We start from the raw sequence: 23,960 nt of genomic DNA, 5'->3' as shown, positions 1-23,960 counted from the left end.
TCGGTTTTTACAGCCGAAGGCTATCATTTTACACCTGAAGTATGAAGCTGATCCCGATGGATCGTAAAAAATTTAGTTGGCTAAATGAAAAACGTGAAGGGACTGAATGGAAATGACAGATTGGAAAACGTTAGTTCTTGATGAAATAGATAAACGGCAGGACGAATTGCTTGAGCTATGCTCGCGGTTGATTCAGTTTCCTTCGGAAAATCCTCCAGGTGATTCACGCGAAATTAGTCAGTTCATTATGGACTATCTTAAAGAAGCAGGTATAGAAACAACGGTGCATGAATCCGGGCCGAATATGTGGAATCTCATTTCTGATTATGGCGCTGAAACGGCGGACGGAAAAAAACTGATTTTCTGTGGGCATACAGACGTTGTGCCGGCAGGGGACCGTACTCGTTGGGATTTTGATCCGTTTTGTGGTGAGATACGTGATGGCTACCTCCTGGGTCGCGGTGCTTCGGACATGAAAGCAGGACTGGGCGGATTAATATTTACCGTTGCGCTTTTCTCCAAACTAGGCGTACCACTCGAAGGTGCGTTGTCGTTGCTTGTAGTTCCAGACGAGGAAACCGGGGGACATCTTGGAGTACCTTGGGTGCTGGAAAGAAAGCTGATTGAAGGAACAGCTGCTGTGATCGCAGAGCCTTCAGGCCCGCAAAACCCGACCATCGGGCAAAAAGGAAGCTGCTGGTTTGAATTTACCGTTGAAGGCACACCGGGTCATGGCAGTTTGCAGCCGATAGCAGGTGAAAGTGCTATTTTGAAGGCAGCAAAAGGGATTGAAGCGCTGCAACAACTGTGGGACATCAAGCCGGACATCCCGGAAGAAGTCAAAGAGATCATTGAAATTTCCAAGCGTTATGCAAGTGAACGGGAGAACCCAAGCTATGGACAAGCGTTTGATCATGTAACAGTGAACATTGGTACGATCCAGGGAGGCACCAAAGTCAATGTGGTTGCGGACCGTTGCACAGTGCAAGTGGATTCCCGTGTTCCATTTGGCGTAGACCACCGGGATGTACTGGCCAAAGCCAAAGAACTGCTTGCAAGTGTTGGCATTGACGCGGAACCCAAACAATTCGGATTTTATGGTAATGCCAACTGGACCCCTCCAACCGAGCCGATTGTACAGGAGCTTGTGGAATCTATCGCTGAGGTCAGCGGTAAAGAGGCCTATGGCGTACTGCAATGGGCAACCAGCGATGCACGTGCATTCCGCAAATACAATATCCCGGTATTGCAATACGGGCCTGCCGAACTGTCGACCATTCACAATTTTAATGAAAAAGCTCCGGTATGGCAGATCATTCAATCTGCGAAAGTATACGCCTTGACGGCGCTTAAATATCTGAAAACAACACAAAAAGAAGCATAAGGGGATCTGCCGTATGATGAAACAAGTTTTTGAAGTCTATGACCTTTTGGATAGTCCGTTTGCCAGCGGGGCAGAAGTCAAAGCTTATTTGGAACAACTGGGTCAAGCGGAGATTACGGTCTCCACCGTGAAAGGTGAAAAGGGCTCTACGGATTTTATTAAAATTGTCATTGCCGGTAAAACGGGTCGCATTCAGGGGGGCGATTCTCCAACCTTGGGTGTAGTAGGGCGACTTGGTGGACTTGGAGCACGACCGGAAATGATCGGATTTGTATCCGATGGTGACGGTGCGGCAGCGGCAATTTCGGCGGCGGCTAAACTTCTGAGCATGCAGTCCAAAGGAGATGTGCTTGACGGAGATGTGATCATCTGTACACATATTTGTCCAGATGCACCCACTCAGCCCCATGATCCGGTTCCATTTATGGATTCACCCGTAGATATTTTGACGATGAACAAATATGAAGTGACACCCGAAATGGAAGCGATCCTATCCATTGATACGACCAAAGGGAATCGGGTCATTAACCATAAAGGTATTGCCATTTCCCCGACGGTACGTCAAGGCTATGTGCTACGAATTAGTGAAGACCTCGTCGATATTGTTCAGACCGTTACTGGCGAACCGTGTGTCACGTTTGCTGTAACTACGCAGGACATCACACCTTATGGTAACGACCTGTATCACATCAACAGCATTTTGCAACCAGCGGTGGCAACTTCCGCTCCAGTGGTTGGTGTAGCCATCACGGCCGCTGCTCCTGTCCCAGGCAGTGCAACGGGGGCCAGCCACGAAAGCGATATTGCGCTGGCGGCTAAATTGGCTGTAGAAACAGCCAAAGCTTATGGACGTGGGCAATGCTCTTTTCATTCGGAAAAGGAGTTTCAACATATTACTAAACTGTACGGTACCATGAAGCATCTGCAAACGATGGGCAAGTCTGAATAAGCTTTATTCCCTAAGTTAAAAAGAACATGAAGGTTCAATGATGGACAAGGAGGAGGAAGAGGGCATGGCACAACTGCTTGAAGTAACCAACCTCCGGACGGAGTTCAAGACTGCGGCTGGCACCATCCGGGCTGTGGACGGCGTCGATCTATCGGTTGGCAAAGGCGAAACACTCGGAATCGTTGGCGAATCCGGGTGCGGCAAGAGCATTACCTCCCTTTCCATTATGCAGCTCCTCCCCAAGGGACTTGGGAAAGTAGCCGCTGGTGAAGTACGGTTTAACGGTGAAAACATGCTGGATTTTTCGGAGCGGAAAATGCGCTCGATTCGTGGCAACGAGATGGCCATGATTTTTCAGGAGCCGATGACTTCGCTAAATCCTGTGTTCAAAATCGGCAAGCAAATTGCGGAGTCTGCCCGATACCACCACGGTGTAAGCAAACACAAAGCGAAAGACATGGCTGTGGACATGCTGACGAAAGTGGGAATTCCACGTCCAGAAAAAGTAGCCGCTTCTTATCCGCATGAACTCTCGGGCGGGATGCGCCAACGGGTGATGATTGCGATGGCGATGGTGTGCAATCCGAAGCTGCTGATCGCCGATGAACCGACAACGGCACTAGACGTAACCATTCAAGCACAGATTCTTGACTTGATGCGTGAGCTGCAGAAGTCCGAAGGAACTTCCATTCTGATGATTACTCATGACCTTGGTGTCGTTGCTGAAATGTGCGATCGGGTCGTGATTATGTACGCCGGACAAGTGGTAGAAGAAACCGATGTAAAAACGCTTTTTAAAGAGCCCAAGCATCCATATACACAAAGTTTGCTAGCTTCACTGCCACAATTAAACAGTGATCAGGAGCGTCTGGCTTCCATTCCGGGCCAGGTTCCCAACCCACTTGATATGCCACATGGCTGCCGCTTTGCACCACGTTGTCAGTTTGCCAAGGAAATTTGCCGTGCAGAGGCCCCGGAGCTTACAGAAGTGGAACCCGGACACAAAAGCCGTTGCTTGCTACAGCAGGAGGGATATCATGAGTACACTGCTTGAAATACGTAATTTGAAAAAACACTACCCGATCAAAAAAGGACTTTTTTCCAAACAAGTGGGAGCAGTCAAAGCGGTGGATGGTATTAACCTGACTGTACAGCAGGGTGAAACCCTGGCAATCGTGGGAGAATCCGGCTGCGGCAAATCCACAACTGGACGGGCAATTCTCAGATTGATCGAACCGACGGATGGAGAGATTCTGTTTAACGGCACGGATATACGTAAGCTAAACACAGAGCAGCTGCGCAAATTCAGAACGGATATGCAGATGGTGTTTCAAGATCCGTTTGCTTCGCTTGATCCCAGATGGACGGTACAGCAGGTGCTGGAAGAACCGCTCATCACGCATGAAAAGCTAAGCAAAACGCAGCTCAAAGAGCGGGTGGAAGAGCTGCTCGAAGTGGTCGGATTGTCTCCTTATCACGCACATCGTTATCCGCACGAGTTCTCGGGTGGTCAACGCCAGCGGATCGGGATCGCACGTGCACTGGCGCTTCATCCCAAATTTATCGTGTGTGACGAGCCAGTCTCGGCCCTCGATGTGTCGATTCAGGCGCAAGTGCTCAATCTGATGAAGGACCTGCAAAAACAATATGACCTGACGTATATGTTCATTTCTCATGATCTGTCGGTCGTAAAATTTATCAGCGACCGCGTGGGTGTGATGTACCTGGGCAAGCTGGTCGAACTCGCACCGACCCAAGAAGTGTTCAAAGAGCCGCTGCATCCGTATACAAAGGCGCTAATGTCTGCGGTACCTGTAGCTGATCCGGAAGCGGAGCGTGATCGGATTGTACTTAAAGGGGATGTGCCCAGTCCAGAAAATCCGCCAAGTGGTTGTGCGTTTCATAATCGCTGCCCGGCAGCCATGGAGATATGCAGCAAAGTACAGCCCATCTTTGCCGAAGCTGCACCAGGGCGACAGGTAGCCTGTCACTTGTATCCAGCTTCCACGCCGGAACAAGCGATAGCCGGACGAGCATAAGCCAACTGAAAAAGAATAGATAGACCTTCTAGCAAGAATCAAGCCTGAATCCTTCTCTAACGGATTCGGGCTTTTTTAAGTGTAGCTGCTCTGCAAACGCACATATTTTTCTAATAAATCCATTTTAAGATTCAATATAAGGGGTGGAATTTCAACACCTGTAAATCAAGCATATAACATGCAGGGATACAACATTGCGCACAATCAATGGAAGCGTTTTAATTTGAATATAGAAATACAAAAGAAGACCTCAGGGAGGACATAAGAATGCTAAAAGTGAAAGCGCTTAGATGCGAGCATTTAAATAATCCGATTGGATTGGGTTGTCTAAAACCGCGGTTAAGTTGGCAGATCGAATCTGAAAAAATGTATGTTTCTCAAAAACGTTTCCAATTGCAAGTATCCGTTCATCCCACTTTTGAACCGCTGATTTGGAATCATTTTACCTATTCGGATCAATCCATTTTGTTTCCCTATGAAGGCCCCCCGCTGGAATCAGGACAAAGATATTATTATCGAGTAAAAGTATGGGCTCAGGGAGCAGGTGACACAGAACCGGAAGAATCGGAATGGAGTGAGTCCGGCTTTTGGGAGATGGGGCTGCTCCATGAGCAGGACTGGAAAGCACAATGGATCACAGTGAAGGAGCGGAGCATCCATGAACAGTTTCAGACAAGAGCTCCTTTTGCCGCTTCCAAATATTTTTCGGTTGAGGGAAAAGTGAAAAAAGCAGTCATTTATGCTACAAGTCTTGGGCTGTATGAACTGGAGTTCAATGGACAAAGGGTGGGCGATGCCTACTTTACCCCGGGATGGACGGATTATAACGATCGTGTCCAGGTGCAAGCATATGACGTGACTTCTACCATTCGAGAACAACATAATCGAATCACAGCCACGGTGGGAGAAGGCTGGTACAGCGGTTATTTGGGCTGGCAAAAGCGCAAGGACACCTACGGGAACACGAATGCATTGTTATTTCAAATGAAGATTAGTTATGAAGATGGCCGTTCTGAAGTCATTTGCTCTGATTCTTCCTGGGAGGAAACAAGCTGTGCCATTTTAATGTCGGATATTTATAACGGCGAAATCTATGATGCCCGACTTGAGCAGCAGGTAGCCGAACATAGCTCCTTAACCGAACGGAAAATGATGCAGGTCGTCTCGTTCCCGTTAAGTCATCTGATTGCTCAGGAGAACGAACCTGTCCGTGTGATGAACCGATTGAAGCCTGTTGAACTCATTCGAACTCCTAAAGGTGAGCTGGTGCTTAACTTGGGTCAAAATATGGTAGGTTGGCTGGAATTTAAAGTGGAAGCCCCCGAAGGTACGGTTCTGAATCTGGTTCATGGTGAAGTGCTGGATCAGCAAGGGAACTTTTACAGAGATAATATTCGGGATGCAGCGCAGCAGATTACGTACATTTGTAGCGGGAAGGGGACGGAGATATTTAGGCCGCATTTCACTTTTCAAGGCTTTCAATATGTGAAGCTTGAGGGCTTTCCTGATGGCGTTACGATTGAAGATTTTACGGGTGTTGTTCTGCATTCGGACATGGAGACGATCGGGGTGTTTGAGACATCTGATCCAAAGCTGAATCAACTTCAACACAATATTGTGTGGGGGCAAAAGGGGAACTTCCTGGATGTGCCAACCGATTGTCCGCAGCGTGATGAGCGATTAGGCTGGACCGGCGATGCACAGATTTTTGCTAGAACTGCCAGCTTCAATATGAATGCGGCTTCCTTCTTCCGAAAGTGGCTTAGGGATTTGGCTTACAACCAGCTGGAAAATGGGGCAGTGCCTTTTGTAGTGCCGGATGTCCTCAAAGGAACCTTTGCCGATAATATGGACAAAACGACGGCAGCATGGGGAGACGCGGCGGTTATATGTCCGTGGACCCTATATCAATGCTATGGGGATAAGCAAATCTTAGTGCAGCAGTATGACAGTATGAAAGCATGGGTGGATTATATTCGCGCCCAAGGGGACGAAGAATGTCTTTGGGATACCGGTTTGCAGCTGGGAGACTGGCTTGCGCTGGATAGCGAGGAAGGAAGCTATTTTGGGGCGACGGACGGAACGCTAGTGGCCACTGCTTATTTTGCGTATTCGACTCATATTTTGGCACAGACGGCCAAACTGCTGAATCGTTATACCGATTACAACACATATAAAAACTTACATGAGGGGATTAAAATGGCTTTTGCGAACCGCTACTTCGATGACGCGGGCAAATTGACCTCCAATACCCAGACTGCACAGGTTGTGGCTTTGCACTTCGGATTGGTGCCAGAAAAGTATAAAACGCAAGTGATCCAGGAGCTCGTACGGCTCATCGAAAAAAATGATATGCATCTGGATACCGGCTTTGTGGGCACCCCCTATCTATGTCTGGTTTTATCCGACCATGGCTATACGGATGTCGCTTATAACATTTTATTTCAAAATGATTATCCTTCATGGCTCTATCAGGTTGAACGGGGAGCAACGACCATGTGGGAGCATTGGGACAGCATCAAAGTGGATGGCTCGTTCTGGAGCACCGATATGAACTCGTTCAATCACTATTCGTACGGTTCAGTAGGAGACTTTATGTACCAAAATATTGCCGGAATCGATGTGCTTGAAGCGGGCTATAAAAAATCACGTTTAGCTCCTAAACCGCCTGCCAATCTTACTTCGGCCCATGGCAAGCTGGAGACGCCATATGGCACGCTTGAAGTCCAATGGGAAATCGTGAATAAAGAAATGAAGATGACGGTTCACGTACCACATAATACGACGGCTGAGATTACACTTCCGGGCGTTATGGAGCCGGATGCACTACAGCAAATCATTGTTATGCAATATCCGTCGATTCAGTATCCGCCTGGTGATGTTCCACAGGAGCTGGCTGGGAAATTAGGTTCTACAGGGAAACAGGCGATTTTCCAAAGGAGCGGAGATCATGAAATGACGTTTACGGTCGGTTCTGGACAGTATACGTTCCAGTACAGATGCAACTAGAGGCTAAATAACATAGACTAGAGGTGAGAGCTTAATGAATATAAAGAACAAAGTTTTGTTTAAAACGGCGTTGCTATCCATTTCCTTAGTCCTGACGTCAGCGAGTGCCATTTCGGCTGTCATACCAATGATGCTGAACCAATTATCAGGCGTCTCCAGTTCGCTGATTGAAAGCGTAGTCACGATTCCATCCTTCTCGATGATGCTGTTTGTGCTATTGAGTGGCCCGATTTCTTCTCGATTGGGTAAAAAAAATACAGTCCTGCTAGGGCTTTTGCTCGTAGTCATCGGCGGAATACTTCCCATGTTCACGACGAATATTACATGGATTCTTGCGCTGCGTTTGGTACTAGGTGCAGGTCTCGGGATGTTCAATTCACTGGCCGTCAGTTTAATTAGTGATTTTTTTGAAGGGGATGAACGTGCTCAATTAGTAGGCTTTCAAAGCGCCGTTCAAGGACTCGGAAGCAGTTTGGCTACCTTTGTGGCAGGGCAGCTCGCCCTAATTGACTGGCAGTTCGCTTTTTTATGCTATGGAATCACCATTCCTATTGCGCTATTATTCTTTCTGATCATTCCCGAACCAGAGCGCGGGGAGCCTACAGTAGAGAACTCGACAGAAAAGGGTCACAAGAGCGGGGGAATATCCATACCTGTACTTGGATTAGGGGCTGCACTTTTTCTGTTTATGACTTTTATCATGATTGTATATACCAAAACAGGCATTATGATTGCTGAAAAGAGCATGCCCAATGCTGGTTTTTTAGGAACTGCGTTAACGCTGTTTTCCTTGTCCACCATGATTGCGGGCTTCCTGTTTGGTAGAATCTATAAATGGTTTAGAAATTACGCTCCCTTTATCTCCAGTCTATTAACAGCAACTGGTTTTGTACTACTATGGTTTGCTCAGAATGTTACCATGGTTACCGTTGCCATGCTGATCATTGGCTTTAGTTTTGCGCTGTTTATTCCTTATATTTTTACCATACTAACTAAAATCGTACCTAAAGGCAGTGAGACTTTATCCATTTCCATTGCGATGGTAGGGTCCAATTTGGGAGCGTTTGCTTCGCCTTATGTGATCAAGTTAGTTGGCGTGTTGTCTGGAAATGAAACGGCTTCATTTTCCTTCCTTGTTTCTGCGATTGTATTTACGATTGCGGCACTCCTTTGTCTGGGAATCGCTATTAGAGGAAAGGGAAGCAAAACTCAAGCGGCAGTCCACAGTTAATGGGATGTATCCGATATAGTAATTTTTTCAACGGGCGGAGAACCGCCCGTTTTCCATCATATAGTGAAGGAGGAGTCAGTGTTTATGAACCTTCATGAGTTGGATCAGTTGCTGAGAAACAAAACGGAAATTGAACTTTTACAACAGCAAAACAATCAGGTGATTAATGATCTCTCCAAAGAATCGGAGAATGAGCGTTTTTTTGATATAAATCAGAATATATACCGTATGCCCGCTTTATTTTTCTTTGGAGAACATGATATTTATATTAGCAAGCACAATAGATTTGCTCCGATGCTGGAGCACATGCATGAATTTATCGAATTAAACTATGTTTACTCAGGTAAGTGCAATCAAATCATAGCAGGCAAAGAAATTCAGCTTTGTGAAGGCCAAGTATGTGTCCTGGATAAGGATGTGCCGCACAGCATCGCTCCTTTGGGAGAAGACGATATACTGATTAATATCTTGCTACAAAGAGAAACAATTTCATCCCTATTTCTGCAGCGGCTATCTAAGAAAAAAAGCCTGATTGGCGAATTTCTAGCCAACTCTGTCCTCCAGCATCAGCACCATAATCACTTTATTATTTTTGAGTCGCAGCATAATGAGAACCTTCAATATATATTGCGTAGAATCTTAATCGAATATTATTCCAGGCAAGAGGATTCGATGGAATTGGTGAAGGCTTATTTGCAAATTGTATTTGGAGAATTGGTCCGTGTATTGGAAAGCGAGCATAATATTCACTTAAACCAGCAGGAAAATAATATTACCTCTATTCTGAATTACATGGAAGAGCACTATCAGCATTTAAGCCTACAGCAATTATCTAACCATTTTAATTACAATAGCACGTATTTAAGTAATAAGTTAAAAAAAGTAACCGGTCTTACTTACACTCAGCTTATTGCCAACATTAAACTCAATGCAGCCTATTCTTTGGTAGTGAATACCAATCTGCCGTTCGAAATGATATTTAAGCAGGTGGGATATAACAGCATGAGTTTTTTCTATAAAAAGTTTAAAACAGCGTATGGTGCCACCCCGCAAAATATCCGAAACAAACAGTTGAGGAAATGAAGGATTACAAGGACGTCCAATTCTAATGGGCGTCTATATTTGTTATAATATCTGCAAATTCATAAGCTGGTGTTTATAAGGGAGGATACATCCTTGGAAGCAATACTAAGACGTCACTGGCCGGAGTGGAACGGAACGCTGCAGAAACGAACCGGGGGTTGGAATAATACGACGTATTTTGTTAAGAGTGGTGGGCGAAACGGAGTGCTGCGCGTCTACGATACACACAAGGATCGGGACAAAATTGAATTTGAGCATGCAGTTTTGCAGGAGCTGAGTAAGCATTCACTATCGTTCAGGACACCCACGCCTATTCCGACGGTCACGGGAGAGACGCTTGCTCAACTGGAGACGGAAAGCGGTAAATATGTGTGTCTGTTCGAATACATAGAAGGCATATCACCCCTGGAGCAGGATTCAAGCTTTGCCTATACTTTGGGCGAGACTACGGGGGAATTATCGGCTGTGCTTGCGACATTCAATCTTGATATGACTCCAGTCTATCGACCGTATTATGCTTTGCAGCAATCCTATCCGTTGTGTAACCGGGAAACGGTTCAGGGCTTTTGTTTACATCCGCCTGAGCCTCTAAAGGATTTGCATGAAGAACTGCGATTAATAGGGGAAGCTTATGAAGAGATTACAGATTCGCTTCATGCATTGGAAGAGTTGCCGCATCAGCTTGTACATGGAGACTTGAACGCTTCCAATTTGTTAGTAAAGGATTCTGATCATAGTCTAGTAACTGCACTGCTTGATTTCGAATTTTGTACGCTAGACGTTCGGGTCATGGAGCCGGCGGTCATCTTATCAGGATTTTTGGGACAACCAGAGGAGACGACAGCAGTTCGGGATTTTTGCCGGGGCTTCAGCCGCCAGGTTCATTTAAGCCACACCGAGATTGATGCTGTGCCTATATTGATGCTGCTTAGGAAGGTAGACGTATTTCTTCATTTTTTGAGTCGCTTTCTGGAAGGAACGGATCAGTCACACGTATTGCAAGAGCAGGTCAAACAGATCTCTGCCGACTTGCGCCAGCTTTCCACCAGCAGTAGCTGGATTCAGGAAGAGTTGGTCCAAGCTGGAACAGTGTATGAATAAACGAGCTACATGCTGCGTTATGTTATAATCTTTGGGAAAATTGAGCCTGGGTGCATTGAAATGTACTCGAAACTGGAGGAACAGATGAATAGTTGGCTAACGAACGCATTACGGCCGTACTTCGGGCTGGAGGCGCTGGAAGAGCATTTGGATGTGGTAGAAATTAAAGAAGGATACTTTATTTGTGTGGATGGAGACGTTATTCGCAAGCGAATTTCTTCCACTGAGGATACTTATGGAGAAACCGATGTAGAGATTTTTACGCGTGACCGGGCATTTGTTTTGCCTAAAACGGCTCGTGGCAAAGAGAAAAAGCTGAATTACACAAGTGTTTCGAGCATCAAGGCAGAAGGCGTGACCTTTTCAGCAGGCATTCGAAGGGATCGTCCTCTTAGTTATGTTACTGCTGTGAATAGCAAAACGGGTGTGAAACTCCCTATTACGGGATGTGAGCATTTACATAGTAAAGAAGAGATCATCGATTGGCTTCAGCAATATCCGTCACTTGTGCCCAAGGATTACGATCGCAGGTTGCACCGGTTGAAGCATATGAAAAACCAGCGTTATAAAACGGTCCCAGGAGACATCTTCCGCGTGGAAATAGACCTTTTCACAGATGGATATGTGCTGGTCGTTGGAGATTTGCGCCAAATGCAAAAGGATCAGTTGTTTGCAGAGGAGAGCATTTGGAACAGTGTCATGACCATGCCTTTATTCGTACGTCCATATTTGTTTACGAGTCGTGACCGTTCAACAGCTTTGGAATCTATCACATCCGCCCCATTATCCGAAACGACCTGGATTGTTATGGATGATTCCTTTATGCGGGGTGCCTATGAGCGAGTAGGGCATAAGCTGTTAGTGGAAGAGGATATTGTGTTCCCCATCGGCTATGGCTGTAGTACGGATAGTAGAAAAGAAAAAACATATAGTCTGTCCTGGGGAACGGGCACGGTTTCCAAACCGGAAGGGGAGACCGTGTTCAAGTCCTCGCGAAAATTTTCAAATAACGGTGCTTATTCAGGTATCGTTGCCGACTGTTTTGGCTCCTGGGAAGAGCGGGAGTGGCACAAAACGCTGGATAATCCGTTACATCAGGATGAGCGTCGAAAAGCACTGGCCGAATTCGGATTCCCGGAAGACATTTCGTATGATGAGTTCAACCGTCAAACGGGAGGACTCACGCGTTCGGAATATCTCGCATATTTGGCAAGAACCTATGGCGGGAAAAAGTGATACAAACGAATTGAATTTTTTAATAGGAGGGGCCCATGAAATATCTTAAGGATTGCCCGGAACCAGGCATGGGAACCTGGTATTTTGAAATAGATTCGGATGGAATAGCTTATCGACAAATTGTTATCCAGGATGACGGCACGTATATCGCCTCTAATCGCAAGCACGAGCAGTATCATTTCTTATTAGCTGAGAAAGCGATTGAATATACAGAGCCCTATTATACGCAAATTACAAAAAAAGAGTTTGAAGAAGTCTGGTCCAATTATCTTCACACCTTGAACCAGGAATGGCATCAAATCAAAAATGCACTGCCCGTTGGAACTAAGGTAAAGGGTTATATTGAAGTATTTTTTCCACACGGTACGCTTATTCATATTTTCCAGCATCATGCGGTCGGATTGTCAGACACTCGTACATATGAGGAAAAGACACCATCCGAGTGGATGTATCCGAAGCATGAGGTCACGGCAATTGTAAAAGGATACGACGAAGTGAATCAGTGGGTGATTTTAGATCAAACGCAGGTTTTCAAAAATCAGTTCGCAGGTTGAAAGTGAATTTTGGGATATGCGGGAAGGGGAATGAACATGCATACTTTAACGGTTGATGAACTGGTGGATAAGGATAACCATGCATGGGAAGAGGTCAGAAATATTCTGAAAGAAGGCCGGAATTCACATCACATTGTATCGACCGAATCGGAATCCGCTCCAGGGGACACGCTGTACCGTTTGCAGGTGAGTACGAAATCGTATTTGGGAACAGTTGCCTATGAGACAGGAGGAATCGTGTTTGATTACGGTTGGATCACCTTGCTGGGTGCGGGTGGCTCTGGAATTTTCGGTAGCTTGACCTCATGGAACGGGCTTCAAGAGCCGAAAAGTGTTCCTGCGCTTGAGGGGATGCTAATGGTGGCCTATGATGCAGCAGGTGGATTTTTTGGATTGGATATAAGGAAATTCGGACGTAGCGGTCATATCTACTATTTTGCACCAGATGCATTGGAATGGGAATCCACTGAGCTGGCCTATTCCGGTTTCTTGAGCTGGTTGGCTGAGGGAGATTTGGGCTTGTTCTACCAGACATTCCGCTGGAACGGTTGGCAGAAGGATATGGAGCAACTTCAGCCGGGAGAGGTATTTGCATATTATCCGCCGCTATGGACCCAAGAAGGTGGAGGGGAGACCAGCAGCAAGTCGCCTATAGACATTACAAAAGCATGGCAGGCGGTAGTGGATAAGGAATAGCTTGCTCGGTAGAAACAACAACTCTTAGAGGCATCAAGGCATGGAGGTTGGCACATATGTGGAGTATTCAATTTGAACAACCGTTTGTAATAAGTCAGGAAGCAACTGATGAACAAATCGCGAATTTTTTGAAAACATGGAACATAAAGCTATCCGAGCAAGAGATTCACGAAATCAAGCAAAGACAAGTGAACCCTTTTCCAAAGTCGTCTCCTTTCTATGATCAATATAAACCTTTAGATCCTGTGGGCTGGCATCTGCCCCAAGGACAATTTCCTGACAGCTATATGGAGTTTTTGAAATATTCTAATGGTGGGGAGTTTCAAAATGGAGAACGTTATTTTCAGTTTTTCAATACCGAAGATTTGAGAGAAATGAACCTTGCCTACGAGTTGCCGGAATATATGCCGGGTGCTGTGTCGTTTGCAATGGATGGGTGCGGAAACCACTATATGTTTGATATGAGAGAGGAAAAAAGAAACAATGAGTATCCCGTTCTTTTCGCTCATTCTGGTAGTCTGGGATATGACGAATGTGAACAGGTTGCCCATTCATTTATAGAGCTGTGTACGGAAAAATGGGCATTGTATTGATACCTGCATGATTCTGCCCAATATATAGCCAATAGTGAGAAGTCTACAAACAGTCCCCTTGAAGGAACTCTTCATTGGGACTGTTTGTAGCGGATATGCGATACACAATCAGGACCATGGGATTCTTGCACAAAGCTATCTTACATATGTTGTGGCCTGATTGCCGGCATAATCTTCAAGCACGATCTTTAGCGAGCTGGTACGAGAAGTAGGGGTAAAAGTCAGTTCACTTAATTTTGTTCTTCCCCGGACAATGTAAGGAAACTTTTTCGATACATAAGTTACGCCAAATTGCTTGGGCACATCGTTTTCGTATACATATAAACGATGCCAGTCCTTCAAGGTTGGTAGAGCAAGCGTATACGTTGACCCAGTGACCGTCACATTCTCTTTTACATAAGGCTCTATCGTCGTGTCTGCGAGATACCCAGTGTATGCTACAGGTTCATGATTGCCGATAGCGATACGTAGTGTGTAGCTATCACCGTTTGTGGGCAGATCGGTAAACGTAGCCGTTTCAGCGCCATTGTCCGACGTAATGGTTTTATGGAATACGGTGTCCGTATAGTCGGTGATCAAGGTCAATTTAACCGTTCCGTCCGCTTCAGAGGGATTTTTCCACGTTACTGTAGCCTCACCGTTTTCTTGAGTCTCCACCTTAATATGACTGACGGCAGCATTCAGATCGTAGCTTAATCGAGCCGGTTCGCTTTCCGTTCCATCACCCCCAACTGCAGTAAGCATTAATTCACCGGATTTATGGTTTAGGGATTTAATATAATAGGATGAGTCATAAATTCCGCCGATATAGGAGCCGTTCTCATACAGATTGTATTGTTTAACTTTGGAGTAATCCTCAAGGTCCCAGGCTACAAGCATTTCGTTCGTATCGGTCAGTGCCTTGGTGATTTTGAATCCCGTCGGCGCGGCTGGTTTCAGGACAGAATGGTCTGTTATCTTGATTTGGCCGATATTCATCTGATAGTTTTTGATTGTTTTATTTGCGTTATCAAAAGATAAACCCAAAGCTACAATTGTTTCTCCTTTATAGGCACTCAAGTCCAGATTGTGGCTTACCCAGCCCGTGGTTTGTTTACCAGAGTTAGGGATGCTGACTTTTACGACTTGGCCGGGGTTATCTTTGAAAATAAGTCCGATACTCAGCACCGAGCTGTCATCGGAGGAAGGCTTATTGTACGTGATGGACAAGTTTGAATTCTTATTTACCGACAGATCCGTTTTATACAGGCGTAAAAAGTTATCTGAATTCAGCTCTCCGTTAACGACGAGGGAGCTGCCACCCTGATAAGCGCCCACAGGCTGATAGGTAAACCGAGTGCCTTTGGTATAATTCGGACCATAGTCATAGTCAACCGAGAGCGGTTTACCTTTGGTATCGAGCCACCATTGCCAAGTTACCGGGATATCCTGAATATTGATGTTGGACCATTCCTTGGGATTGGAGATGACTCCATTCACGACATACTGCAAGCCATGTCCGGTATTGAAGCTGGTATTAAAATGGGAGCCACGGATGACAGAACGTTCGGCGATATATGCCGCGATACCGTCCCAGTTTGCGCCCGAAGCTTTTACATCGGACAAATCTACACTTGGGTTTCTTTGTGCACGGACGGGATTCTGATTCGGACCTGACCACCAGACACGGTCGCGGATAAAGGTCATCCATTGATACGCATTGTCAGCTCTGCGATTGGTGTCCTGTCCGCCAAACTCTTCATCCAGCGCATTATGTGTGAAATCTGCTCCCAACGTCGCGATACTGTTCATTGGCTGCCCGTTATCACCGATATTCAGACGAAGATCGTATTTTTGCTTCCATCTGCCAAAGTCACCGTTCCCGCCCTCAATCCCAGCAAAAACGGTTTTAAGAGAGTCCAGACCCAATTGCTTGGCATGGTCGCGGGAGCTTTTCAGCTTCGCTTTGTCCCACCAATAATTGAGAAAAATAGAATCGGACACCTGTCCGTATTGCTTGTCTTTGACAAACGGGCTGTTCACGGCATTAAACTCATTTTGATAAGCAATTTTACCGGTTTCGTTTACGGTGGAGTCGTACCATTGCACATACATGCCCTGATCTCGCAAGTATTTCATAAACTGCTTGTAACGGGGGATGTCCTCTGTAGCTACGCCTTTAGAAGCTTCCTCCTGGTTGATGAAGTAGCCGTCATAGCCATAATATTTCGCCATTTCGATCAATTTTTTAGCTATCGGAAATCCACCCTGAGCATCCTGCACGAGCATTTGCTTATACGTTTGCGGTCCACGGTCATTATCCGAGAAAAAAATACAGGCGATGGAGAGAACGCCGTTTTTGTGCGCCGCATTTGTATAACCCGGATTTGGAATGTTCAGAATGCCGAACTCGAACCATTTTTCCGTCCAATCCTTTTGGGGATCGTATAGCTCTTCGGGTACACGGGCGGTAGGCATGCCGTGCCAATAGCCGTAATAGTCGGTATACTGCCAATAGTTAAACAAGTATTGACTGAATTTATTGGTATAGGAATAGCTATCAAAAAAAGCGTTTCCATAATCGCCGCTAAGTGTAAACATTTGCGTGTCAGGGCTTAAAGCAGGTTGGGCCTGTGTAGCGGCGAAGGAGCTGTTACGTTGTTGCAGAGGGACGCGAGCGCGAAGCATATCTCCATAGACATCTTTGGTAGGAGTCCAGTCCAAAATATGTGAGCTGGCGTATCCGTGCTGATAAGGCTGATTCGGCCCTTTGGCGCTTTCTCCTTCATATGGGAGGGTATCGCCTGCATAAACGGATGGAGAGAGGGTTTGACTTAACAGGACAGAAGTCAAAACCAGCGCAGTCCATTTTAAAGCGAACTTGTGAACCTTGTTACGTTTCATAGCTCATCCCCCTAACGAGTATTTATCCCCCTAAAGATAATCAATAAAACGGTTTTTACATAGAGGCTAAATTAAAGATATGGCGTTTAAATTAAAGAAAATCCTCATTTTCATGAATGCGCTTACTTATATCCAGCGAAGGAATGGTATACTTTATTTACGCATGAACGATCCTGGAGGGCTTATACGATGAAAAGGGGCAATAGATACACAGCTTATTTTAAAAACAACATGTTCCTGAGGATACTATTGTTGTTCTCCTGTATTGCCATTTTGTCAATTATTACGATTGCATATGTCACGTATATTTCCATTTCGCAATCCATGGTTCGACGGGAACTGGATACCCAGAAAGCAGCGATGGAGAGTGTTGACCGCTATATCCATCTCCGGCATGAATCCGTTCAGAACATGGTGCGGGATATGTACCGGAATGAGGCGCTCTCGATGAACGTTTCTTTTTTTATGGACCACGCGTATTCCGAATATGTACAGCACCGCATGGACGAAGCGTACATGGAGAGTCATGATTATTCAACAGATGTGCTCACCTATTTTAAAAATTGGCTGGATGAAAATAGCGATATTAGCAATTTGATATTGTACAGTGCCGACCAGCAATATTTGTCCACCTTCAATGAGAGCAAGCAATTCAAGCAATTCCCGGTGCATGCGGCGCGTTCCTTTGTACCGGATGTGATGGCTGCCGAAAGCAAAAGCGTCTCTGCTCCGAATTACTGGATTCGGAAGGCGGTCGATCAGTGGAGCCCCTCGTTATATTCGTTACAAGTCCCCATTAACAATAAGCAAACACTCAAAAATACCGGTCAGCTTCTAGTATTTCTAAATTCCAAAAGTATCTCCAATGCACTTGCCAGCTACGGGAACAACCTGAAGGGAGAAATTATCGTTCTGTCCACCCATGGAACCGTTCTGTTCGATTCAAGGAATAACTATTACGGAAAAACGTACCCTTATGTGGAAGTGACCCGATCATTATATGACGATGTGGATTCCGATGCCGGGATCATTCAGGCGAAGCAAAATATGTATATTAACAAGCTGATTTCTCCGGACGAAGGGTATGTCGTGATTGGCGCTGTCCCTAATGAGGAAATGGCGGAATCGTATCGGGGTATCCGTAATACGATTTTGACAATCAGTGCCGTTTGTATTCTATTTGCTGTGTTGTTCCCTGCCTTTTTCGTCATTAACTTTGCTAAACGAACGAATCGGATTATTAAATTCACTCGTCAGGTGAAAAATGGCGATCTTACAGCTCGTATCCAAGACCCCCAAGAGGATGAGTTGGGACAAATCTCTCGAAGCTTCAACGATATGCTGGACGATCTTAATCTATATATTGAACGGGTGTATAAAGCAGAGATCAAGCAAAAGCAAACGGAGCTTGTTGCCTTGCAGGCACGTATTCATCCACATTTTTTGTATAACACGCTTGAAGTGATACGTATGAGGGCGATTTCCCAGGGAGCCAAGGATGTAGGAGAAATGATCTATAGCTTATCGGTATTGTTCAAAAGCCTGGTTCAGCAGAAAAAAATATACACGCTTAAAGATGAATTGGAGGCTTGCAGATTATATCTTGAGTTGTTCAGAATACGCTACAAGGAAAGGTTCAATTACACGATTACGGTCGACCCCGAGTTGTATACTCGTTCTGTCATGAAGCTGATGCTTCAACCCATTATTGAGAATTATATTGTTCACGGTATACAAAGCGATCGGAATGATAATGTGCTGACCATTGAAGTGCGTGAAACGGGGGAGGTTCTGCTGGTTGAGATCCGTGACAATGGGAAGGGCATTGAAGGGGAGCGTTTGAAACAGATTCTGGAGGAACTGGAACGCCAGGAAGAAGACGGACAAATGTTTGGACTACGCAGTGTGCACACCCGACTTCGGTTTTTACACGGAGCCGATTCCGGGATTGAACTGGAGAGCCGCAGCGGCGAGGGAACGACGATTCGGGTACGATGCCCTAACAGGGAAGGGATGGATGCCATATATGTATAAAGTATTTATTGTAGACGATGAGCCTTTTATCATTGAGGGATTATACGATATTGTGGATTGGACCTCTTTTGGGCTAGAAATTGTCGGACATGCGGAAAATGGATCTTTAGCGCTGGAAGCGCTGGCCTCCAGACCCGTGGACGTACTGATTACGGACATTTCTATGCCGACGATGAATGGTCTCAGGCTGATTCATGAGGCGAGAAAGCTGCATGCTGACTTGAAGGCGATTGTGTTGAGCGGATTTAATGAATTTGATTACTTGAAGGAAGGCATGAAGCTGGGCATCGAAAATTACCTTTTGAAGCCGATTAATGTGGAGGAACTGGAATCCACTTTATGCAATACAACGGAGAAGTTGGACAGGTCCCGGTTGGATCAACAATATGAGACGTTTGGGGTGCAGGTTCTCAAGGAAAATACGTTGTACCGTTGGCTGACAGGACAGATTGCGCCTACAGAATTCCAGGAACGTGCTGAATTGATAGGTTTTTCGTTAAATATCCCCTTCATGGAGGTAGCTGTGTTACGGACGGAAGGGGATTCGGCAGGAATGCATCAACAGTTAAGGCAGTACATTCAACACCAGCCCGATTTAACATTGTTTCGCGATGTTGATGCGGTTAGTGTAATCATTGCCGCACTACCGAATTATGAAGAGGGCAGACAGGACTTGTTAACGCTGTTGGAGGATTTTTCTGTTCAGTGGTCGACGGACGGGGAAGAAACGGTGTATATCGGGATAGGCAGCGCCGGTTCGCTTGCTGCAGCTCCACGCAGCTATAATGAAGCTAAAAAATCTTTGGAATATTTTATGATATATAATGACCGCCGGATCATTGACTATACAATGCTGGAGGAGAGCGAGGGCAACGCTGGTGAGACTTGTTCCATCGACTGGAAGGATTATGTGAAGCTGATTATAGCAAGAGACCTAGATGCGCTTACCGCACGAATTCAGAGTGATTTTGAGCAGCTTCAGCATCTCGAAAGTGTTACCCCGGATGAACTGCGGAATATGGCGCTGGAGTTGGTGATCCGGTTCAAGATGGAGCTGGAGAACATCAAGCATTCCAATGAGTCGGAACGGTTTCAGCAGGGGCTTCACCAGATAAAATGCTGTACGACATTGGCAGAGCTGGTGAGTGCGCTTCAGCATGTGGCGACAGAGACGGTGAATTCACTGCTACAAGATATGAAAAACCCTATCGTAAGTCAGGTGCTGTCCTATATCCATGTTCATTATGCCAAGGAGCTATCATTAAAAATATTAGGATACCAGTACCACCTTCATCCCGTTTATCTCGGTCAGTTGTTTCATAAGGAAACGGGCGAAACCTTTGCTGAATATATCAATCAGTACCGGATTAAAAAAGCCAAGGAACAGCTTAAAAACACCAATCTCAAGGTACACGAAATTGCGCGGAACGTGGGGTATTGGGAGACGGGATATTTTTATAAGCAGTTCAGAAAATATGTGGGCATTTCCCCGACAGACTATAAAGGATTGGGATAAATACCAGGTGTACATGGATTTCTTTAATTTGTACCTTGTTTTATTAAGTTTATCTTCTTTATGAAAGTGCTTACATTAGTTAAGGTTAACGTAGTTGCTTCATAAATGAGGATTTTGCAAAAATCCCATAAGCGACTTCCAATGAACAAGATAGGGTCAAATTCCAATTCATAAGGGAGGATCATACATGGGTAAAAGCAAAAGAAGCTACTCGCTTGTTCTCGTGATGTGTATGGTGCTGACGCTCATTCTCAGTGCTTGTGGAGGAAGCAGCGGTGGCGGGGAAACGACGAATGGAGGAGCGGAAAAACCGGTAGAACTGATCTGGTACACCATTGGTACGCCTCAAAAAGATGTAGATCGGGTGATGGATGAGGTTAGCAAGTATACCCAAAAGAAAATAAACGCCACGATTAGAATGAAAATGGTCGATTGGGGCGACTACCCGCAAAAAATGCAGGTGAACGTGGCTTCGGGAGAGCCCATGGATATTGTATTCACGGCTTCCGGTGGCTTTGATTATGTGCAAAATGCCAGAAAGGGCGCTTTCATGGAACTGGACGACTTGCTTGACAAGTACGGCCAGGATCTTAAAAAGACGATTGACCCTGCGTTTCTGGAAGGCTCTAAGGTGGATGGACATCATTATGGCATTCCTGCCAATAAGGAGCTTCCGCAGCAAGAGGTATGGCGGTTCAATAACAAATTGCTGACGCAATACAAGCTGGACCTTTCAAATGTCCGCTCATTGGATAGCCTGGAGCCTCTGCTCAAAACGATTAAAGAAAACGAGCCTGGCGTAACTGCATTCGGCATGGACAAAAACTATGTTCCTTATGTTCCATATGACTATATCATTCAAAACCTGCCGATGGCTGTCAAACTGGATACCACGGATTATAAGATCGTAAACATCTTGGAAACGCCTGAAATGAAGCAGGCGCTGAAGACGATGCATAAGTATTACAAGGCCGGATACGTATCACCGGAAGCTGCAACCACAGGCTCGACCAATGATTTAACTACGTCCGGGAACTGGTTTCTGGATCGTGCGCAAACTCAACCGCTGGCCGATAACCTGTGGTCTGCAAGCTACGGCTATCCGGTGATATCGACACCTGCCAGCGATCCAATTGTGACCAATACGTCTGTACAGGGCTCCATTATGGCGATCTCGGCAAACTCGGCAAACCCTGAAAAGGCGATGCAGTTCCTGAACCTGCTGAATACAGATCCGGTATTACGCAATATGGTTGACTCCGGTATTGAAGGGGTGCATTACAAAAAAACAGATGGCCAGTATATCGAAAATCTGGCTAATTCCAAAAACTATGATATGCCTTCGTATTCACTCGGCAACAATATGCTGTTGTATCTGAATCCGAATGATCCGGCTGATAAATGGGAGCAATTCAAGAAGTTCAATTCGGAAGGAAAAAACTCTCCAATTCTGAGCTTCAACTTTGACAGCAGTAAAGTATCTACGGAGATGGCAGCGGTTCAGAACGTCAAAGAGCAATTTTGGGCTTCGCTGATGACAGGCACGCTGGACCCGGAAACGAATCTCCCGAAAGTGATTGAGAAATTCAAGCAGGCTGGTCTGGATAAGGTGATGGTGGAAGCGCAATCCCAGCTTGATGCCTGGAAGGAAAAAAACAGCAAATAATATTTTAGGTCGTGAAATATAGGAGAGATCGGGCGGGTGTAAGTTACGCCCGGTCTTTTTTCAATAGCTATTTTAGCTGCTTTTCTCATAACAGATTGGGGGGATACCTATGGCCGCATTTTTCAAAAATGTGATGAGAAACAAAGTTATGCTGTTCATGGTGCTACCCGGCGCTATCTGGTTCTTCTTCTTTTCATATCTGCCGCTGGTCGGGACAGTGGCTGCTTTCAAGCAATATCGTTTTAACAGGGAAGGATTCTGGGCCAGTATTTATACGAGCAAGTGGGTGGGTTGGGATAACTTCAAGTTTCTGTTCAATAACAACGATGCCTATGTCATCACGCGAAATACCCTTTTGTATAACCTGGTCTTTATTATTCTCGGACTTGTGTTTTCGGTAGCTATGGCTATTCTGCTCTCCGAACTGATTAATAAACGATTGGCGAAGCTGTACCAGACAGGCATGTTTCTCCCGTATTTCCTGTCATGGGTCATTGTGGGCTACTTTGCCTTCAGCTTTCTGAGCATGGATCGGGGGATGCTGAATCAAATTCTCGCAGGGTTTGGCATCGAGCCGGTTCAGTGGTATTCGGAGGCTGCTTATTGGCCGTATATCTTGATTCTAGTCAGTCTATGGAAGGCGATTGGATATAACAGTGTCGTTTATCTGGCTTCGATTTTGGGGATCGACAAATCCTTGTATGAAGCAGCCATGATAGATGGAGCCAGCAAATGGCAGCAAATTCGTAATGTGACGCTCCCTTTGCTCTCGCCAATCATTATCATAATGACGCTGCTTGCGGTTGGTCGGATTTTTTATGCGGATTTTGGTTTGTTCTATCAGGTTCCAAGAGATTCGGGCACCTTGTATTCGGTAACGAACGTCATCGACACCTATGTATATCGCGGGTTGAAAACGACAGGGGAAATTGGGATGAGCACAGCCGCAGGTTTGTATCAGTCGGTGGTTGGCTTCGTTCTCGTCATCCTATCCAATCATGTTGTGCGAAAAATAGATAAAGACAGCGCTTTGTTCTAAAAAAGAGGAGAGGGGTGTGGACTGTGGCTTCTGGAAAAGAAAGAAAAAAACGAGATTTCCATCATATTTCACGGGGCTGGAATGTTGTTCTGAATGTGGTAGCAGGGGTGTTCGCGTTCTTGTGTGTATTTCCCTTTTTATTCGTCGTCATTATTTCCCTAACCGATGAGAAAACGCTGGCGCGGGACGGATATCGGTTACTCCCGTCCCAATGGAGTCTGGAGGCTTATCGTTTCATATTTCGTACCAGTGATACGCTACTGCGCTCCTATGGGGTGACGATTGCTGTAACGGTCATCGGTACGGTGATCAGTCTCATTCTTATTTCATTATATGCGTATGCTATTTCACGAAAGAGCTTCCGTTATAGAAGATTTTTTTCGGTTTTTGCAATTTTAACCATGCTCTTTAATGGCGGAATGATCCCGACCTATATGGTCGTTTCCCAATTGCTCGGGCTTAAGGATACGATTTGGGCTTTGATTTTACCGCTGGCTATGAATGCCTTTTATATTATGATCCTGCGCACATTCTATAGCACCAGCGTGCCAGATGCCATCGTCGAGTCAGCCAAAATAGATGGGGCAGGCGAGTTTTATACCTTTTTAAAAATGGTGCTTCCGCTCTCTCTTCCTGGACTTGCGACCATTGGTTTATTCAGCACGCTTGGTTACTGGAACGACTGGTTTAATGCCCTGTTGTATATTGACAATCCCAATCTGGTGCCACTTCAGTCCATGCTGATGCGGATTGAATCCAGCATTCAGTTCATCCAGCAAAATTCGCAGAATAGCTCTATGAGCCTGGCTGCGCTTCAATCCATTCCGCAGGATACTTCACGAATGGCGATGGTAGTACTGGCGACGCTACCTATTATATTCGCTTATCCATTTTTCCAGCGTTATTTTGTGCAGGGGCTTACGGTTGGGGCTGTGAAGGAATAACAG

General features: G+C 45.6%; 18 protein-coding genes. 17 read left to right on the top strand and 1 reads right to left on the bottom strand.

All coding sequences use genetic code 11. The features are described 5' to 3' along the window. The first annotated feature begins 112 nt into the window (after window positions 1-112). The 12 genes from ACM1ND_RS19010 (at window position 113) to ACM1ND_RS18955 (ending at window position 13,875) form a co-directional block, all read left to right on the top strand. The gene (locus ACM1ND_RS19010; protein ID WP_023989677.1) at window positions 113-1,384 is read left to right on the top strand and encodes a M20 family metallopeptidase; all 1,272 of its coding nucleotides are present in this window, start codon (window positions 113-115) and stop codon (window positions 1,382-1,384) included. A 13-nt stretch (window positions 1,385-1,397) separates the two neighbouring features. Continuing rightward, on the top strand, window positions 1,398-2,333 hold the full coding sequence (locus tag ACM1ND_RS19005) for a DUF1177 domain-containing protein (protein WP_254347570.1): 936 nt from the start codon (window positions 1,398-1,400) through the stop codon (window positions 2,331-2,333). A gap of 64 nt (window positions 2,334-2,397) precedes the next feature. Next, on the top strand, window positions 2,398-3,387 hold the full coding sequence (locus tag ACM1ND_RS19000; protein WP_023989675.1) for an ABC transporter ATP-binding protein: 990 nt from the start codon (window positions 2,398-2,400) through the stop codon (window positions 3,385-3,387). Continuing rightward, window positions 3,371-4,372 (top strand): ABC transporter ATP-binding protein, encoded by a 1,002-nt coding sequence (locus ACM1ND_RS18995; protein WP_209943164.1) that lies wholly within the window; start codon window positions 3,371-3,373, stop codon window positions 4,370-4,372. Before ACM1ND_RS19000 ends, ACM1ND_RS18995 begins: the two co-directional genes overlap by 17 nt. A 267-nt stretch (window positions 4,373-4,639) precedes the next feature. Then, the gene (locus ACM1ND_RS18990; RefSeq protein ID WP_418026489.1) at window positions 4,640-7,381 is read left to right on the top strand and encodes a family 78 glycoside hydrolase catalytic domain; all 2,742 of its coding nucleotides are present in this window, start codon (window positions 4,640-4,642) and stop codon (window positions 7,379-7,381) included. A gap of 34 nt (window positions 7,382-7,415) precedes the next feature. Further along, window positions 7,416-8,612, top strand: coding sequence for an MFS transporter (locus tag ACM1ND_RS18985; RefSeq protein WP_023989672.1), 1,197 nt, complete (start codon window positions 7,416-7,418; stop codon window positions 8,610-8,612). A gap of 84 nt (window positions 8,613-8,696) precedes the next feature. After that, a complete protein-coding gene (locus ACM1ND_RS18980) occupies window positions 8,697-9,695 on the top strand; it encodes an AraC family transcriptional regulator (RefSeq protein ID WP_034095071.1) in 999 nt (332 codons plus the stop codon). 93 nt (window positions 9,696-9,788) lie between these two features. Then, window positions 9,789-10,796, top strand: a complete 1,008-nt coding sequence (locus tag ACM1ND_RS18975) for a phosphotransferase enzyme family protein (RefSeq protein WP_338532698.1) — start codon at window positions 9,789-9,791, stop codon at window positions 10,794-10,796. An 84-nt stretch (window positions 10,797-10,880) separates the two neighbouring features. Further along, window positions 10,881-12,032, top strand: coding sequence for an immunity 26/phosphotriesterase HocA family protein (locus tag ACM1ND_RS18970; RefSeq protein WP_418026488.1), 1,152 nt, complete (start codon window positions 10,881-10,883; stop codon window positions 12,030-12,032). Window positions 12,033-12,067: 35 nt separating this feature from the next. After that, the gene (locus ACM1ND_RS18965) at window positions 12,068-12,586 is read left to right on the top strand and encodes a hypothetical protein (RefSeq protein ID WP_028542298.1); all 519 of its coding nucleotides are present in this window, start codon (window positions 12,068-12,070) and stop codon (window positions 12,584-12,586) included. 36 nt (window positions 12,587-12,622) lie between these two features. Beyond that, a complete protein-coding gene (locus ACM1ND_RS18960; protein WP_418026487.1) occupies window positions 12,623-13,282 on the top strand; it encodes a DUF2625 domain-containing protein in 660 nt (219 codons plus the stop codon). Window positions 13,283-13,338: 56 nt separating this feature from the next. Then, window positions 13,339-13,875 carry an SMI1/KNR4 family protein gene (locus tag ACM1ND_RS18955; RefSeq protein ID WP_023989666.1) on the top strand — a complete coding sequence of 179 codons (537 nt, stop codon included), beginning with the start codon at window positions 13,339-13,341 and terminating at the stop codon, window positions 13,873-13,875. Between the two features lie 135 nt (window positions 13,876-14,010). Here ACM1ND_RS18955 and ACM1ND_RS18950 read toward each other — a convergent pair whose 3' ends face one another. After that, the gene (locus tag ACM1ND_RS18950) at window positions 14,011-16,758 is read right to left on the bottom strand and encodes an endo-beta-N-acetylglucosaminidase (protein WP_418026486.1); all 2,748 of its coding nucleotides are present in this window, start codon (window positions 16,756-16,758) and stop codon (window positions 14,011-14,013) included. A gap of 189 nt (window positions 16,759-16,947) precedes the next feature. Here ACM1ND_RS18950 and ACM1ND_RS18945 point away from each other — a divergent pair, with 189 nt between their 5' ends. The 5 genes from ACM1ND_RS18945 (at window position 16,948) to ACM1ND_RS18925 (ending at window position 23,957) form a co-directional block, all read left to right on the top strand. Next, the gene (locus ACM1ND_RS18945) at window positions 16,948-18,792 is read left to right on the top strand and encodes a sensor histidine kinase (RefSeq protein ID WP_418026485.1); all 1,845 of its coding nucleotides are present in this window, start codon (window positions 16,948-16,950) and stop codon (window positions 18,790-18,792) included. Further along, window positions 18,785-20,308 carry a response regulator gene (locus ACM1ND_RS18940; protein ID WP_418026484.1) on the top strand — a complete coding sequence of 508 codons (1,524 nt, stop codon included), beginning with the start codon at window positions 18,785-18,787 and terminating at the stop codon, window positions 20,306-20,308. Before ACM1ND_RS18945 ends, ACM1ND_RS18940 begins: the two co-directional genes overlap by 8 nt. A gap of 187 nt (window positions 20,309-20,495) precedes the next feature. Next, a complete protein-coding gene (locus ACM1ND_RS18935) occupies window positions 20,496-21,974 on the top strand; it encodes an ABC transporter substrate-binding protein (protein ID WP_418026483.1) in 1,479 nt (492 codons plus the stop codon). Between the two features lie 109 nt (window positions 21,975-22,083). Then, on the top strand, window positions 22,084-23,013 hold the full coding sequence (locus tag ACM1ND_RS18930) for an ABC transporter permease (protein WP_076157362.1): 930 nt from the start codon (window positions 22,084-22,086) through the stop codon (window positions 23,011-23,013). Between the two features lie 23 nt (window positions 23,014-23,036). After that, on the top strand, window positions 23,037-23,957 hold the full coding sequence (locus ACM1ND_RS18925; RefSeq protein ID WP_028542304.1) for a carbohydrate ABC transporter permease: 921 nt from the start codon (window positions 23,037-23,039) through the stop codon (window positions 23,955-23,957). The last annotated feature ends 3 nt before the right edge of the window (window positions 23,958-23,960 follow it).

The sequence above is a fragment of the Paenibacillus sp. JJ1722 genome (assembly GCF_048282685.1).
Lineage (GTDB): Bacteria > Bacillota > Bacilli > Paenibacillales > Paenibacillaceae > Paenibacillus > Paenibacillus polymyxa_B.
The sequence above is the reverse complement of the archived record's forward strand: the minus strand, read 5'-3'. Positions and strand labels throughout refer to the sequence as shown.